Origin of the sequence: Pseudomonas sp. PA1(2017) (assembly GCF_001945375.1) — a bacterium.
GTDB lineage: Bacteria > Pseudomonadota > Gammaproteobacteria > Pseudomonadales > Pseudomonadaceae > Aquipseudomonas.
Genome location: NZ_MSXU01000009.1, coordinates 87,750 through 102,954, shown reverse-complemented (window position 1 = coordinate 102,954; position 15,205 = coordinate 87,750). Strand labels below are relative to the sequence as shown.

12 protein-coding genes are annotated in these 15,205 nt (G+C 63.7%); 1 reads left to right on the top strand and 11 read right to left on the bottom strand.

Translation table 11 applies throughout. The features are described from left to right. Positions 1-126 precede the first annotated feature (126 nt). The 5 genes from modA to BVH01_RS07515 form a co-directional block, all read right to left on the bottom strand. The gene (modA, locus tag BVH01_RS07535) at positions 127-885 is read right to left on the bottom strand and encodes a molybdate ABC transporter substrate-binding protein (protein WP_075929758.1); all 759 of its coding nucleotides are present in this window, start codon (positions 883-885) and stop codon (positions 127-129) included. Positions 886-1,066: 181 nt separating this feature from the next. After that, a complete protein-coding gene (locus BVH01_RS07530; protein ID WP_075929757.1) occupies positions 1,067-1,927 on the bottom strand; it encodes a glycine betaine ABC transporter substrate-binding protein in 861 nt (286 codons plus the stop codon). A gap of 208 nt (positions 1,928-2,135) precedes the next feature. After that, the gene (locus tag BVH01_RS07525; protein ID WP_075929756.1) at positions 2,136-3,080 is read right to left on the bottom strand and encodes a choline ABC transporter substrate-binding protein; all 945 of its coding nucleotides are present in this window, start codon (positions 3,078-3,080) and stop codon (positions 2,136-2,138) included. Positions 3,081-3,123: 43 nt separating this feature from the next. Beyond that, positions 3,124-4,005 (bottom strand): proline/glycine betaine ABC transporter permease, encoded by an 882-nt coding sequence (locus tag BVH01_RS07520; protein WP_075929755.1) that lies wholly within the window; start codon positions 4,003-4,005, stop codon positions 3,124-3,126. Between the two features lies 1 nt (position 4,006). Then, positions 4,007-5,203: a glycine betaine/L-proline ABC transporter ATP-binding protein gene (locus BVH01_RS07515; protein WP_075929754.1), complete on the bottom strand. Its 1,197-nt coding sequence runs from the start codon at positions 5,201-5,203 to the stop codon at positions 4,007-4,009. A gap of 1,261 nt (positions 5,204-6,464) precedes the next feature. Here BVH01_RS07515 and BVH01_RS07510 point away from each other — a divergent pair. Further along, positions 6,465-7,565, top strand: coding sequence for a GlxA family transcriptional regulator (locus BVH01_RS07510; RefSeq protein WP_075929753.1), 1,101 nt, complete (start codon positions 6,465-6,467; stop codon positions 7,563-7,565). A 351-nt stretch (positions 7,566-7,916) separates the two neighbouring features. Here the strand turns inward: BVH01_RS07510 and BVH01_RS07505 are convergent, their stop codons facing one another. The 6 genes from BVH01_RS07505 to BVH01_RS07480 all read right to left on the bottom strand — a co-directional run bounded on the left by BVH01_RS07505 (position 7,917) and on the right by BVH01_RS07480 (position 15,054). Next, positions 7,917-8,165 (bottom strand): hypothetical protein, encoded by a 249-nt coding sequence (locus BVH01_RS07505; RefSeq protein ID WP_075929752.1) that lies wholly within the window; start codon positions 8,163-8,165, stop codon positions 7,917-7,919. A gap of 39 nt (positions 8,166-8,204) precedes the next feature. Next, positions 8,205-8,978, bottom strand: a complete 774-nt coding sequence (locus tag BVH01_RS07500) for an electron transfer flavoprotein subunit beta (protein ID WP_075929751.1) — start codon at positions 8,976-8,978, stop codon at positions 8,205-8,207. Positions 8,979-9,046: 68 nt separating this feature from the next. Further along, on the bottom strand, positions 9,047-10,276 hold the full coding sequence (locus BVH01_RS07495) for an electron transfer flavoprotein subunit alpha/FixB family protein (RefSeq protein ID WP_075929750.1): 1,230 nt from the start codon (positions 10,274-10,276) through the stop codon (positions 9,047-9,049). Beyond that, on the bottom strand, positions 10,277-12,250 hold the full coding sequence (gene dgcB, locus BVH01_RS07490) for a dimethylglycine demethylation protein DgcB (protein WP_075929749.1): 1,974 nt from the start codon (positions 12,248-12,250) through the stop codon (positions 10,277-10,279). It abuts the gene before it with no gap. 128 nt (positions 12,251-12,378) lie between these two features. Further along, positions 12,379-14,439: a dimethylglycine demethylation protein DgcA gene (gene dgcA / locus BVH01_RS07485; protein ID WP_075929748.1), complete on the bottom strand. Its 2,061-nt coding sequence runs from the start codon at positions 14,437-14,439 to the stop codon at positions 12,379-12,381. An 84-nt stretch (positions 14,440-14,523) separates the two neighbouring features. After that, positions 14,524-15,054, bottom strand: a complete 531-nt coding sequence (locus BVH01_RS07480) for a DUF5943 domain-containing protein (RefSeq protein WP_075929747.1) — start codon at positions 15,052-15,054, stop codon at positions 14,524-14,526. Positions 15,055-15,205 lie beyond the last annotated feature (151 nt).

Below are 15,205 nucleotides of genomic sequence, written 5' to 3'. Positions count from 1 at the left end.
CTATTTCGGCGGTGCCTGAGCGATTCGCCGCGAGGTCGCGGCTCCCACAATGGATCGGATAACGGCCGCTACCGCCACCTAGCAGCCCCTTGCGGCATCGACCCGCAAAGGGTTCCGACATGCTCTCTAGAGCTGGTAACCGTAGGCCTTGATGATTTCGGCGGCTTTCGGCCCTTTCAGGTACTCGACCAGCGCCTTGGCGGCCGGGTTGGCTTCGCCCTTCTTGAGGATCAGCGCGTCCTGGCGGATCGGCTCGTACATCGTCTCCGGCACTACCCAGGCCGAGCCGCTGGTGATCGTCCCGTCCTTGTAGACCTGGGAAAGGGCGACGAAGCCCAGCTCGGCGTTGCCGGTAGAGACGAACTGCAGCGCCTGAGTGATGTTCTGGCCCTCGACGATCTTGCCCTTGAGCGCGTCGCTCAGGCCCAGCTTGTCGAGGGTCTGGGTGGCGGCGAGGCCATAGGGTGCCGCTTTCGGGTTGGCGATGGACAGGTGCTTGAACTCGCCCTTCTTCAGCACCGCGCCCTGATCGTCGACGAAGCCTTGCTTCGGCGACCACAGCACCAGCGTGCCGATCGCGTAGGTGAAGCGCGAGCCTTTTACGCTCTGGCCTTCCTGCTCGAGTTTGGCGGGCGTGCTGTCATCGGCAGAGAGGAACACTTCGAACGGTGCGCCGTTGCTGATCTGCGCGTAGAACTGCCCGGTGGCGCCGTAGGACGCCTGCACGCTGTGTCCGGTGTCCTTCTCGAAGGCGCTGGCGATGGCCTGCATGGGGGCGGTGAAGTTGGCGGCGACCGCGACCTGAACCTGGTCGGCGAGGACGTTGCCGGCCAGGGCGAAGCTGGCGCAAAGCAGAAGAAGCGGACGAACGAGGCGGCTGTGCATGAATGGCTCCTGGGTGAGGGCCGCAGATGGCGGCCACTTTCGCTACCGCTATATACAAAAATATATGACGGTAGGGAAGCCAAACTTGATCGGGCAGGCAGTCACGAGGGGCATTGAACGAAAAATGCCAGTCAGGTGGCTGACTGGCATTTGCGGGACGTCGCGCTAGCGAACGCTCAGATCACTTCAGCCACTCGGCCACGCGATCCGGGTTCTTGGCGATCCACTGCTTGGCCGCTTCATCCGGCTTCACGCCGTCGCGGATGGACAGCATTACCGAACCGACTTCCTCGGCACTCCAGGAAATCTTCTTCAGGAAGGCCGCCGCTTCCGGTGCCTTGGCTTCCAGGCCCGGGTTGGCCACGGTGTCGACGTGCTCGGCTTCACCGAAGACGTTCTTCGGGTCTTCCAGGAAACGCAGCTTCCATTGCGCGAACATCCAGTGCGGGATCCAGCCGGTCACCACGATCGGCTTCTGGGCTTTCTCGGCGCGGGTCAGGGCGGTGGTCATGGCCGGGCCGGAACTCGGCATCAGCTTGATGCTCTTGAGGTCGTATTCCTTGATCGCGTCTTCGGTACGGCGCATCACACCGGCGCCGGCGTCGATACCGGTGATCTTGCCATCGAAGTCCTTGGCGTATTTCTCCAGGTCGGCGATGGTCTTGGCTTCAACGTATTCGGGAACGATCAGGCCGATCTTGGCGCCGTCGTAGTTGGTGCCCAGCACGGTCACCTTGTCCTTGAGTTTCTCGTAGTACTCGCCGTGGGTGGCGGGCAGCCAGGCGGAGAGGGTGGCGTCAAGGTCGCCACGGGCGATGCCCTGCCACATGATGGCCGGCTCGACCGGTTGCAGGGTCACGTCGTAACCGAGCTTGGTCTTGAGGATTTCACCGGCGACATGGGTGACTGCGACGCTGTCGTCCCAGCCGTTCACGTAGCCGATCTTGAGGGCCGGCTTGTCGGCGGCCATGGCACCGGACATGCCCAGGGCCAGGGCAGCAGCACCGAGGCTCTGCAGGCAGAGGCGTTTGAAGTTGTGCATAGGTCTTGCTCCGTCAGTGAGTGGCAGTTCAGGTGGTTTACTGGCTCGTTCTGATCGCGGGCCTTGCGGCACCAGCTGTGCAGAGCAGGGCATAGCCCTGTTGGCACCGGCGCAGAGGGCCTGGGCCCCCGGCTGACAGGCGATGCGTGCCGCCTCGCCTGCTGTACCTGACCCGCCCAGGTGCAGGCGGGTCGCGGTGAGTGCGGGCTCAGAGCCCGACGAATTTCTTCACGGCGGCCGCACCATCCTGGCCGTCGAAGGTGGTCACGCCTTGCAGCCAGGCATCGAGCACCTGCGGGTTGGCCTTGATCCATTGCTTGGCGACGTCGGCAGGGTCCTGCTTCTCGAGGACTTTCTCCATCAGCTGGCTTTCCATCTCGACGTTGAACTGCAGGTTGTTCAGCAGTTTGCCGACGTTGGCGCAACGCTCCTCGTAGTCGGTGGGCACCACGGTGTAGACCTTGGCCGCGCCGTAGTCCGGGCCGAACACGTCATCGCCACCGGACAGGTAGGTCATGTCGTACTGGGTATTCATCGGGTGCGGCGCCCAGCCGAGGAACACCACCGGCTCCTTCTTGCGGATCGCGCGCTGCACCTGCACCAGCATGCCGGCTTCGCTGGACTCGACCATCTTGAAGTCGCCCAGGTCGAACTTGTTTTCCTTGATCATGCCGTCGATCAGCAGGTTGCCGTCGTTACCCGGCTCGATGCCGTAGATCTTGCCGCCCAGCTGATCCTTGAACTTGGCGATGTCCTGGAAGCTCTTCAGGCCCGCTTCGGCCGCGTAGGTCGGCACCGCCAGGGTGTACTTGGCGCCTTCCAGATTCGGCTTGGCCAGCACCTTGACGCTGTTGTCCTTGGTGAACGGTTCGATCACCGAGTCCATGGAGGGAGCCCAGTAGCCGAGGAACACGTCGATCTGCTTGTTCTTCACGCCGGTGAAGGCGATCGGCACCGAGGCCATGGTCTTGCGCGGCGTGTAGCCGAGACCTTCGGTCAGGGTCATGGCCACGCCAGTGGTGGCTGCGATATCGGCCCAGCCGATTTCGGCGAAGCGTACCTGTTTGCAGCTCGCCGGCTCCTGCGCCCAGGCGCCCTGCACCAGGGCGCAGGACAACAAACCGACACCCGCTGCCTTGTGGAATATGTTCATCCGCGAATCCTTGTGTGATTGAGAGGAAGCTGAGTATGGCCTTTTACTGGCGCTGCAGTCGCGCACTCAACCAGCTCAGCCAACCCGCGCGGTTTGCGGCGGTCTGCGGTGTACCGAAGCTTTCGGTGATGCGGTCGAGAATGATCGCCAGCAGCACCACGGCCATACCGCTTTCGAAGCCCAGGCCGATGTCCAGACGCTGGATACTCGCCAGCACGTCGTTACCCAGGCCGCCGGCACCGACCATCGAGGCGATGATCACCATCGACAGGGCCATCATGATGGTCTGGTTGACGCCCGCCATGATCGACGGCATGGCATTGGGCAACTGCACCTTGAACAGCAGCTGGCGGCTGTTGCAGCCGAACGACTGGCCGGCCTCGACGATTTCCTTGTTGACCTGGCGGATGCCCAGGCTGGTCAGGCGCACGGCCGGCGGCATGGCGAAGATCACCGTGGCGATGATGCCGGGCACGCGGCCGAGGCCGAACAGCATGGCCGCCGGAATCAGGTAGACGAACGCCGGCATGGTCTGCATGAAGTCCAGAATCGGCCGGATGATGGTCGACACGCGCTCGCTCTTGGCTGCCCAGATGCCCAGCGGAATGCCGATCAGCAGGCTGATCAGGGTCGCCGAGAAGGTCAGGCCGAGGGTCACCACGGTCTGCTCCCAGAAGCCGGTCATCACGATCAGCACGAAGGCCACGGTGGTGAACACCGCGAAGCGAAAGCCGATGCGCCACAGGCCCAGGGCCACGAAGATGGCGATCAGCAGCCACGCCGGTGGCAGCATCAGCACGTTCTCGATCGCTTCGGAGAAGCCGCTGACCACGCTGCCCATGCTGTCGAACACGCCGCTGTAGTTGTCCAGCATGTGCTGGACCGCGTCGTTGACCCAGCTACCCAGATCCAGTTTCTCGCTCATGTCATTCTCCCTGCAGGCGGGTCAGGAGGCGGCCCTTGCTGATGGCGCCGCTGTAATGGCCATCCTGGTCGACCACCGGGATCGGACCTTCGTTGTCCACCAGGCGGTTGATCACCTGATCCAGAGGCAGGTCTTCGGGAACCGGGCTGATGGCTTTCAGCACGTCACCATCGAGTGCCGGGGAGTCGCCGCCTTCGACCAGCAATGCGATCTTCTCCAGGCTGATGGAGCCGCGGAACTTGTTGTCTTCGTCGACGATGAAGGCGTAGTGCTTGTCCTGCGCCTGCAGTTCACGGCATACGGTCTGCGCATCGGGTGCCTTGCCGTTGTGCACGTAGACCGGAACACTGTTGGCCTTCAGCTGACCAGCGGTTAGATAGCGGCTGGTGTCGACCGTATCGAAGAAGTTGCGTACGTATTCGTTGGCAGGATTGTCGATAAGTTCTTGCGGTGTACCGACCTGGACGAGCTTGCCGCCCTCCATGATGCCGATACGGTTGCCGATGCGCATGGCCTCTTCGATATCGTGGGATACGAAGATGATGGTGCGGCGATGGGTCTTCTGCAGCTCCAGCAGGATGTCCTGCATCTCGCGGCGCTTGAGCGGGTCGAGGGCCGAGAAGGCTTCGTCCATGATGATCATCGACGGGTCCACGGAGAGCGCGCGGGCCAGGCCGACCCGTTGCTGCATGCCGCCGGACAGCTCGTGGGGGAATTTGCTGGCGAAGGTGTCCAGGCCGACTTGCTTGAGCACCTGCATGGCGCGTTCTTCACGCTCTTTGCGGCCCTTGCCGGCGACTTCGAGACCGAAGGCGGCGTTTTCGAGCACGGTGCGCGAGGGCATCAGGGCGAAGGACTGGAAGACCATGCTCATGTCGCGACGACGCAGGTCGATGAGCTGGTCCTTGGGAAGTTTGGCGACGTTCTGGCCGTCGATGTAGACATTGCCGGCGGTGGGTTCGACCAGCCGGTTGATGAGGCGGATCAGGGTGGATTTACCCGAGCCCGAGAGGCCCATCAGGACGAAGATCTCGCCCTCTTCGACGCTGAACGACACGTCACTGACACCGATCACGGCGCCTTTTTCAGCGAGGATCTTGTCCTTGCTCCATCCTTGCTTGAGCAGGTCGATGGCTTCTTGCGGCTTGTCGCCGAACACCTTGTAGAGGTTTTCGACGACGATTTTTCCAGACTGCATGGGATGTTTCCCCTTCAGTAGACATCAGAGCAGTCACACGCAGCTTGCCGAGCGCCCACCGGGCACCCGTCATGCGATGCAGACTGTTCTTGCTTGTGGGTATATACACGGTTCCTGGGTTTGGACAGCGTTCTGTCACAAGGCGTTCTGCAGGCACTCGAGCGCGTCCCAGAGCGGTCGCCGAGGCGAGCGCAATAGGTGAACGTGACGAATGATGTAATGCGTGGCCGTGCTGCAAACTGCTTTCCAAACCCTCTGGCAGTGTTACGAAGCCCAATCCTTTGGGTATTCACATCTCATCCGAGATGCGCGTACATCCGAAATTTCTTGTTGGGCTGGCGCCCTGTTGCGGTAGCCAGCACTTATCTGTTCTTCGGTCCGGGGCGGTGGGCCCCAGTCTGCCCCTCTGGTCAAGAGCGGCAGCGACGAAATCGGCTGACTCAACGATATAGTCTTGCGGTCGTGGCAATTATCGAATTACGACCCTGACGTGTTGGGCGACGACACGAAGCCCTCGCCTAAAAAAACCATAACAGATTCTTTCTGTACTTGCCCAAGGCTGGAGGCCGCGCATGGCGCGGTTTTCAGCCCTCAGCACAAGTGAAGGCCAGGGGCCATGCGGGCTACAGCTAATTTCAAAAAAACGTATGTAAAGCTGTTGGTAGTGAGCAAAAAGCGTATCAGTTGCGGTCGTTTTCGAGCCGTTCGATGGCGTCTTCCACCGTCGGAGGGCGAATAGTTGGCGGTGGTTTTCATCTAACCGCCGGTGCTTTTCCGGCACTCATCGCACTCGCCAGCGACTGCAACCGTGGAGCGATCGGCCAGCCGATAGAAAAGCGTCGATGCCCCACGGCAGTGAGCATTTTTTGCTCAGCGCAGCGGGCTTTCGCCAGCTTTTGGTGCATGGGTGCTTCTGGCCGATATGTCGCCTGCGTGACCGGTCAGTCATATTCTTGTCGTGCTGCTCGGTTACCCCTGCAGACTGTGCGGAAACACCGTTACGCCAGCTACTGCTACCAAAATGCTCAAGCCCTTGTGGCATGGCACATTGCGCCCTTTTCCCGTTGCCGCTTCAGGGTGCCTTCAAGGCCCGACAACCGGCCTTCTCAGTTACTGCCAGCTCTTGTTTGAACGGGCGTTCAATGTCGGCATGGCCTTTGCGTTACATAGGTCATCTGCTTGACTGCCAGTCGGGCGTAATTACAAGAAAACAGAGCCTCGCCATGAAGGCTCATAACCTGGTTAGCGTGAGGGTTCATTGATGTCCCAGTTCAATCAGGGAGCGCAGCTCCAGAGTCGCGTTCCCCAGTCCATCGGTTTTCTGCTGCTGGACAACTTCACCCTGATCTCCCTGGCCTCGGCGGTGGAACCCCTGCGCATGGCCAACCAGCTCTCCGGCAAGGAACTGTATCGCTGGCACACCCTGACCCTCGACGGCCAGCCGGTATGCGCCAGCGACGGTTTGAAGATCACCCCTGATGCCAGCACGGCCAACGCCCCGGCACTGAGCGCCGTGATCGTCTGCGGTGGTGTGGATATTCAGCGCAGCGTCACCCGCGATCATGTGCAATGGCTGCAGGCCCAGGCTCGTCAGGGTCGGCAAATGGGCGCGGTATGCACCGGCAGCTGGGCGTTGGCCAAGGCCGGCCTGCTCGACGGCTACGATTGCAGCGTGCACTGGGAATTTCTCGCCGCCATGCAGGAGGCCTTTCCACGCGCGGCCATCACCACGCGGTTGTTCTCCATCGACCGTAACCGCAACACCTCGTCCGGCGGCACTGCGCCGATGGACATGATGCTGCACCTGATCGGCCGCGAGCATGGCCGCGAGCTGGCGGCGGCGATTTCCGAAATGTTCATCTATGAGCGCATTCGCAACGAGCAGGATCACCAGCGTGTGCCGCTCAAGCACATGCTCGGTACCAACCAGCCGAAGCTGCAGGAAATCGTCGCGCTGATGGAAGCCAACCTGGAGGAGCCGATCGATCTCGACCAGCTGGCGCTCTATGTGGACGTATCGCGTCGCCAGCTGGAGCGCCTCTTCCAGAAATACCTGCACTGCTCGCCGTCGCGCTACTACCTGAAGCTGCGCCTGATCCGTGCTCGCCAGTTGCTCAAGCAGACGTCCATGTCGATCATCGAGGTAGCCTCGGTCTGCGGCTTCGTGTCCACGCCGCACTTCTCCAAGTGCTACCGCGAGTACTTCGGCATTCCACCGCGTGACGAGCGTGCCGGCAGCAGCTCCAACGTCGTGGCACTGGTGCCGGTACACGATGAACTGCTGCACGAGTCGTCATCGGCCATGGCGGCGCTGAGCCGTGCCCAGGGCGAGTCGACGTTCGCCAGCGTGCGGATCATCTGATTTTTCGCATCGCACAAAAAATGTTCAATTCCCGCAGACGCCCGAGAGCCGTGGCGTCTGCGCCGTCTTTCACAGATTATCCACAGTTATGCACAGAGTATTTGTGCGCAAAACATCAGCGGGCATGATGCCGCCAGGCCAATCATTGATCCAAGGCTGAAAGCGCGTTGTATCGGGCCTTTCGTGGCAGGCGTGATGCCGCCGTCGAGCGAAAATTGGCCAGCCGGCCAAGCGGCCCGTGAATGGTAGCGTTGCGCGGTTATCCAACAGTTTATCCACAGGTCTGCGCACAGTATTCGTGAGTCGAATGCCCACGCCCGAGCGATCAAGCGTGCGGCGCGGTCGGGTCGTTCAGTTGCGCGGCACCAGCGCCGGCAGCAATGTGCGGGAAATGGCTTCGCGCACGGTCGGTAGCACGGTCGCGCTGCCAGCGAGGATGTCTTCGACCATGTGGCGCAGGGCGAGGGCGCGCTCCGGGCACAAGCCGGTCACTGCGTATTCGCAGGCCTGCTCGGCGGTGGCGCCGCTGGGAACGCTGAAGCCAAGGGCGACCAGGCGTTCGCGCAGATCTTCCTGGTCGATCAGTTCGGTATGCATCATCGTGGGCGTCCTCGCGGCAAGTTCGTAATCGGCGTACCGTCAGCGCAGCACGCCCTCATCCAGCAGTAGCTTGAAGATAGCCTCTGCGCCTTCCTGTGGCGAGACGCCGGTGATTACCTGACCACCACCGCCCGCCGCTTTCGCGGTCGCCGCCTTCATGCGCTCGGCACCGGTCTTTGCCTTGATCACTTTCAAGCGCTTGGGGCGCGGCCGGGCCGGTTGCCATTGCGCGTCGGCATACAGCGGGTCGTCGACCAGCTCCACCGCTTCACGCTCCAAAGTGCCGCGCCGTGCCGGGCCGAATGCGCTCTGCCGGGCTGCCGGTGCGGCGCCATCGACACTGGCGACGAAGGGCAGCCGCACCTTCAGCCGCCGCCGTTGCCCGCGGGGCAGGGCCTGCAGCACCTGGGCGCTGCCGCCTTCGATGCTTTCCACTTCTGCCAGGCCGACGACCAGCGGCCAGCCCAGGCGCTCGGCCAGCAGGTAGGGCAGCATGCCCGAGCCTTCGCCAGTTTCTGACTGGCTGCCGGTCAGCACCAGCTGCGCCTTGGCCAGTTGCAGGTGTTCGGCCAGGGCTGGCAGGGCGTCGGCCTCGCGGCTCTGCTCGAGTACGGTAAGACCCGGCAAGCCCATGCCGAGGTAGGCGCGCAGGGTGTCTTCCTGCGGGTCGCCGGCATGCACGACGTTGAGTTTTTCACCGGCCAGGCGCAGGCCCAGCTCGACGGCGCGAGCGTCCTGTTCGGCGCGCCGCGGGCGGCCCGAGGCGGGGTGCGAACCGATGGAGACCAGGGTGACGACGTTCAGATCAGCCATGCCGGATCTCCCGTTGTGTGTGCGATTTCGCGGGCATGGCCCGCTCCCACCAGAAGCGACCGAGAGAGTCATGCGGCATCGCGTTTGGCTCCGTTGCGGTGTGCTTCCACGCGCTCGATCAAGGCCTGGAGGATCGCCGCCGAGTCGCCGATCACCGCCATGTCGGCGCGCTTGATCATGTCGCATCCCGGATCCAGGTTGATGGCCACCACCTTGTCGCAGGCGCCAATGCCCTGCAGGTGCTGGATCGCCCCGGAAATGCCCACCGCCACGTAGACCCGCGCGGTAACCCAGGTGCCGGTGGCACCGACCTGACGGGCCCGCGGCATGTGGCCGTCGTCCACCGCCACCCGTGAGGCGCCTTCGGTGGCGCCCAAGGCGACGGCGGCGCGGTGGAACAGATCCCAGTCCTTCACGCCGTTACCGCCGGAAAGGATGAATTCGGATTCGGCCATGGGAATCTGCGCCGGGTCGACGGCGACCGAGCCCAGGTCTTCGATGCGTGGCAGATTGCGCGGAACCTGCGCCGACAGCTCGACCTGGCGTGCTTCATGGCGGGTTTCGCTGACCGGCTCGGCGCACTCGGCGGCGGCCAGGATCAGCCGCGGCGCTGCCCGCGCGATATCTTCGCGGCCTGCGCCGGCACGACCGGTGCTCTGCCCATCCTTGACCTGCCAGACGCGGGTGGCCGGGCGCTCGCCCAGGCCGGAAGCCAGGCGGCGGCCCAGTTCACCGCCGCCCGCTCGGCTATCCGGCAGAAGCCAGTGGCGCGGGCCGAACTGGTTCTCCACGGCGCGCAGCGCCAACACGCGCTGCTCGGGCGAGTAGCCGCTGTATTCGTCGCCTTCGAGTTGCAGCAGGCGGTCGACCCCCGCGTTGTCGAAAGCGGATTCCTTGTGCTCGCCGAAAACCACGGCCAGCACGGCGCCATCCTTGCCGGCCAGTTGATGGGCGAGGCCGAGCAGATCCTTGTCGTGGCTGCTCAGGCGGCCACCGACCATGTCCGGTACCACGGCGATGATGAGGGCCGGCTGCTCGACCACATGCAGCGGCAGCTGTACCTGGGCGCTGCCGGTCTGGCGCTTGCCGCTGCCGCCCTGTTGGGCGCCACTGCGGTCGATGCGCTTGATGCCGGCCGGGCCAATAAAGCCGGCCGCTGCGGCGTGCGGGTTCTTGCGGACGATGCCGTTGGGGCCCATCCATTGGATCTGCTGGGGTTGCAGGGCAGCGTGCAGCGGATGCAGGCGGTTGCGGGCGATACGCTCGGCACGCGGGTCACGGCGGATGATGTCACTCATTCAGGCCACCTCCACGGCAGTGGGTTGCGCGACGGATTTCTTCTGCGGCACTTCGCTTTCGATCAACACCTCTGCCACCAGCTCGGCAATATCCTTGATCTGCGGGCGCGGTTCGACCACGCCTTCGAGCATCACGGTGCACTGTGGGCAGCCGACGGCGACCAGCTCGGCGCCGGTTTCCTTGATGTCTTCCATGCGCATGTCGGGAATCCGTTGCTTGCCGGGGATGTCGGTGATCGGCGCGCCGCCGCCACCACCGCAGCAGCGCGAGCGAAAGCCCGAGCGTTGCATCTCCTTGACTTCGATGCCGATGGCCTTGAGCACCGCCCGCGGCGCCTCGTACTCACCGTTGTAGCGGCCCAGATAGCACGGGTCGTGGTAGGTGACCGATCCGCCCTTGTGTTGGCCCAGGTTGAGGCTGCCGCGCTGCAGCAGGGTTTCAATGAAGGTGCTGTGGTGCATGACCTGGTAATTGCCGCCCAGGGCGCCGTATTCGTTCTTCAGCACATGGAAACTGTGCGGGTCGCAGGAGACGATGGTCTTGAAGCGGTACTGGTTCAGGGTGGTGATGTTGCGCTTGGCTAACTGCTGAAAGGTCGCTTCGTCGCCGAGTCGGCGGGCGACGTCGCCGCTGTCGCGCTCTTCCAGGCCGAGCACGGCGAAGTCGACGCCGGATGCCTTGAGGATCTTCACGAAGGCGCGCAGGGTGCGCTGGTTACGCATGTCGAAGGCGCCGTCGCCAACCCAGAACAGCACCTCGGCGCTGCCCTTGTCGGCCATCAACGGCAGGTTCAGGTCCGCCGCCCAGTTCAGCCGGCCGCCCGGTGCGAAGCCGCCGGGGTTGTCGGTGGCGATGAGGTTTTCCAGCACCTCGGCGCCCTTGTTCGGGGTCGAGCCCTTTTCCAGAGTCAGATGACGACGCATGTCGACGATGGCATCGACGTGTTCGATCATCATCGGACACTCCTCGACGCAGGCACGGCAAGTGGTGCACGACCATAGCGTGTCGGCATCGACCAGGGCCTTGCCCTGCAGGGAGACGATCGGCTGGTGCGGGCCGCCACTGTGTTCACCAAGCGGCTTTCCTGGGTAGGGCGAGCCCGCGAATTTGGCGTCGCTGCCACCGGCCAGGCCGATGACCATGTCCTGAATCAGCTTCTTGGGGTTGAGCGGCTGGCCGGCGGCGAAGGCGGGACACATGGCTTCGCACTTGCCGCACTGCACGCAGGCGTCGAAACCGAGCAACTGGTTCCAGGTGAAGTCGGTGGGTTTTTCCACACCCAGCGGGGCTTTCGGGTCGTTCAGATCGAGCGCCTTCAGGCCGGTGGAGCGCCCACCACCGAAGCGTTCGCTGCGGCGGTGCCAGGCCAGGTGCAGAGCGCCTGCGAAGGCGTGCTTCATCGGCCCGCCCCAGGTCATGCCGAAGAACAGCTCGGAAACGCCCCAGGCCACGCCAACGGCGAGGATCGCCGCCAGTACCCAGCCGCCGCTGCTCTGCCATGAAAAGCCAGCGGGCAGAATCCCGGCCACCGGCAGGGTGGCGATGAAGAAGCTGCCAGCGAACATCAGCAGGCTTTTCGGCAGGCGCATCCACGGGCCTTTCGAGAGGCGCGAGGGTGGGGCCAGGCGGCGCTTGGCGACGAACAGGGCACCGGTGAACATCAGCACCGTGGCAGCCAGCAGGGCGAAGCCGAGGATGCGGTTGTGCAGGCCGAAACCGTGCACGACGATGGCCAGCACGGCCGCCAGCACGAAGCCGCCGGCGGTGGCCACGTGGGTCTTGGACATGTACTTGTCGCGCTCGACCACGTGGTGCAGGTCCACCAGATAGCGCCGCGGCATCTTCAGCAGGCCGCCGATCCAGTCGACCTTGGCCGGGCGGCCGCGGCGCCACATGAAGAAGCGCCTGGCCGCGCCGATGACCGCGAGGGCCAGGGCGGCGAAGAGCAGAATGGGTAGAAGGGTGTTCAGCATCGGTCTGTCCTCACCGGACGAGATGTGGTGGGAGCGGGCCGGCCCGCAACCGGGCGCAGCCTTGGCGCAAATCAATCGCGGGCATGGACTAGGCGTCCCCGCCCGCTCCCACAAGGGCGTCGTTTAGATCAGAAGTCTTTGCACAGGCGCAGGGCGTCGTAGATCGCCGCGTGCACGTTGCGTTGGGCCACGCAGTCGCCGATACGGAACAGCAGGTAGCCGTCGCCCACCTCGGACAGGCACGGCTGCGGCTTGATCGCAAACAGCGCCTCGACGTCGATCTGGCCCTTGTTGCGCGAGCCGTCCTTGAGCCCGTAGTACAGGCCCTCGTCCGGGCGCACGCCGTTCTCGATGACGATCTGGTCGACCACCCGCTCTTCCCGGGCGCCGGTGTATTCGTTCTCCAGCACCGCGACTTTCTTGTCGCCCTCGGCGTAGACCTTTTCCAGCATCATGTCGCCGGTCATGACCACTTCCTTGGGGTACATGCTGCGGTAGTAGGTCGGGAAGGTGGTGCCGCCCATGGCCACACCGGGCTTGATGTCGTCGGTGACGATCTCCACCTGGCTGCCTTTCTCGGCCAGGTAGTCGGCCGCCGACATGCCGGTGAATTCGCAGATGGTGTCGTACACCAGCACGTTCTTGCCGGGTTCGACCTTGCCGCTGAGGATGTCCCAGGCGCTGACCACCAGGCCTTCGGCCGCGCCCCAGTGTTCGTTCTGTTCGAGGAAGGCGTGGCCGCCGTTGGCCAGCACCACGATGTCCGGGCGCAGGTCGAGGATGGTCGCTTCATCGGCCGCCGTACCCAGGCGCAGGTCGACGCCGAGGCGGGCGATTTCCAGCTGATACCAGCGGGTGATGCCGGCGATCTGGTCGCGTTGCGGGGCGCGGGCGGCGATGCTGATCTGCCCGCCGAGGCTGTCCTGCTTCTCGAACAGGGTCACGTCGTGGCCACGCTCGGCAGCCACGCGGGCGGCTTCCATACCAGCCGGGCCGCCGCCGACGATCACCACCTTGCGCTTGGCGCCGGTGGTCTTCTCGATGATGTGCGGCACGCCCATGTATTCGCGGCTGGTCGCGGCGTTCTGGATGCACAGCACGTCCAGGCCCTGGTACTGGCGGTCGATGCAGTAGTTGGCGCCTACGCATTGCTTGATCTGGTCGATCTGGCCCATCTTGATCTTGGCGATCAGATGCGGGTCGGCCATGTGCGCGCGGGTCATGCCGACCATGTCGACGTAGCCGCCTTCGAGGATGCGCGTGGCCTGGTTCGGGTCCTTGATGTTCTGCGCGTGCAGCACCGGGACCTTGACCACTTCCTTGATGCCGGCCGCCAGGTGCAGGAACGGTTCCGGCGGGAAGCTCATGTTGGGGATGACGTTGGCCAGGGTGTTGTGGGTGTCGCAGCCCGAGCCGACCACGCCGATGAAGTCGAGCATGCCGGTGGCGTCGTAATAGGCGGCGATCTGCTTCATGTCCTCGTGGGACAGGCCGTCGGGGTGGAACTCGTCACCGGTGATGCGCATTCCCACGCAGAAATCGTCGCCGACTTCGGCGCGCACCGCCTTGAGCACTTCCATGCCGAACTTCATGCGGCCTTCGAAGGTGCCGCCCCATTCGTCGGTACGCTTGTTCACGCGTGGCGACCAGAACTGGTCGATCAGGTGCTGGTGCACGGCGGACAGCTCGACGCCGTCCAGGCCGCCTTCCTTGGCGCGGCGCGCAGCCTGGGCGTAGTTGCCGATGATGCGCCAGATTTCCTCGACCTCGATGGTCTTGCAGGTGGCGCGGTGTACCGGTTCGCGGATGCCGGACGGCGACATCAGGGTCGGCCAGTGGAAGCCGTCCCAGCGCGAGCGGCGGCCCATGTGGGTAATCTGGATCATGATCTTGGCGCCGTGCTTGTGCATGGCGTCGGCGAGATTCTGGAAGTGCGGGATGATGCGGTCGGTGGCCAGGTTCACCGAACTCCACCACTGCTGCGGGCTGTCGATGGCCACGACCGAGGAGCCGCCGCAGATCGCCAGGCCGATGCCGCCCTTGGCCTTCTCTTCGTAGTATTTGACGTAACGCTCGGTGGTCATGCCGCCGTCGGTGGCGTACACCTCGGCGTGAGCCGTGCTGAGTACGCGGTTACGGATGGTCAGTTTGCCGATCTGGATCGGCTGGAACATTGCTTCGAAGGCCATGACCTTCTCCTCGATTCGACGGCTGCACTGCGTTCACGGTCAATGCGGGGTGGAGCGCCTAGCGAGTGGCGCGCCTGTTGTTATTCAGAGCGGGCGGGTGACGAACAGGCCATCGTCGTGGCCTTCTTCCGAGCCGCCATATTCCTGCACGGTGACGGTGCGCAGGCTGCTGCCCTGGGCGGACAGGATCTGGTCGATGGCGCCGGAGAACCAGCCGGTGAACATGTAGTCCACCTTGCGGCCGACCTTGCCGTACACGTACACGAAGGCCGAGTGCTTGAGTTTCACTTCAGCGTAGCCGGCGTCGATGTCCAGTTTCTGGATCTCGAACAGGCCCCAGCCGCGCTGCGACAAGCGTTTCATGTAGTGCTCGAACACCGCATCGCCCTGCAGGCCATGGCACTCGGCTTCCTTCTCGCACCAGTGCCAGGCGGACTTGTAGCCGGCCTTGTAGAGAATCTCGGCGTACTTGTCGGCGCCGAGCACTTCCTCGATGCCGCGGTGGTTGTTGACGAAGAAATGCCGCGGCACGTACAGCATCGGCAGGGCATCGGTGGTCCATACGCCGGTTTCGTCGTCGACCTGAATGGGCATTTCGGGGGCGTGGGTGGCCATGTGTTGTTAACTCCAGAATTCGTTGTCTTGCATGTTTGAACGGTGCGGATGAATGCCTGTGGAGCCGTAGCGAGCACGCCGAGAGCAAGGAGACCCGCAGCGACAAGCGAGAGCAGTACGACTGTACGGCGAGCTTGTCGCGAGGACGCGA

Excerpts from the sequence above, each read along its gene's own strand:
- modA (WP_075929758.1), bottom strand. The coding sequence starts at position 885 with ATGCACAGCCGCCTCGTTCGTCCGCTTCTTCTGCTTTGCGCCAGCTTC.
- BVH01_RS07530 (WP_075929757.1), bottom strand. The coding sequence starts at position 1,927 with ATGCACAACTTCAAACGCCTCTGCCTGCAGAGCCTCGGTGCTGCTGCC.
- BVH01_RS07525 (WP_075929756.1), bottom strand. The coding sequence starts at position 3,080 with ATGAACATATTCCACAAGGCAGCGGGTGTCGGTTTGTTGTCCTGCGCC.
- BVH01_RS07520 (WP_075929755.1), bottom strand. The coding sequence starts at position 4,005 with ATGAGCGAGAAACTGGATCTGGGTAGCTGGGTCAACGACGCGGTCCAG.
- BVH01_RS07515 (WP_075929754.1), bottom strand. The coding sequence starts at position 5,203 with ATGCAGTCTGGAAAAATCGTCGTCGAAAACCTCTACAAGGTGTTCGGC.
- BVH01_RS07510 (WP_075929753.1), top strand. The coding sequence starts at position 6,465 with ATGTCCCAGTTCAATCAGGGAGCGCAGCTCCAGAGTCGCGTTCCCCAG.
- BVH01_RS07505 (WP_075929752.1), bottom strand. The coding sequence starts at position 8,165 with ATGATGCATACCGAACTGATCGACCAGGAAGATCTGCGCGAACGCCTG.
- BVH01_RS07500 (WP_075929751.1), bottom strand. The coding sequence starts at position 8,978 with ATGGCTGATCTGAACGTCGTCACCCTGGTCTCCATCGGTTCGCACCCC.
- BVH01_RS07495 (WP_075929750.1), bottom strand. The coding sequence starts at position 10,276 with ATGAGTGACATCATCCGCCGTGACCCGCGTGCCGAGCGTATCGCCCGC.
- dgcB (WP_075929749.1), bottom strand. The coding sequence starts at position 12,250 with ATGCTGAACACCCTTCTACCCATTCTGCTCTTCGCCGCCCTGGCCCTC.
- dgcA (WP_075929748.1), bottom strand. The coding sequence starts at position 14,439 with ATGGCCTTCGAAGCAATGTTCCAGCCGATCCAGATCGGCAAACTGACC.
- BVH01_RS07480 (WP_075929747.1), bottom strand. The coding sequence starts at position 15,054 with ATGGCCACCCACGCCCCCGAAATGCCCATTCAGGTCGACGACGAAACC.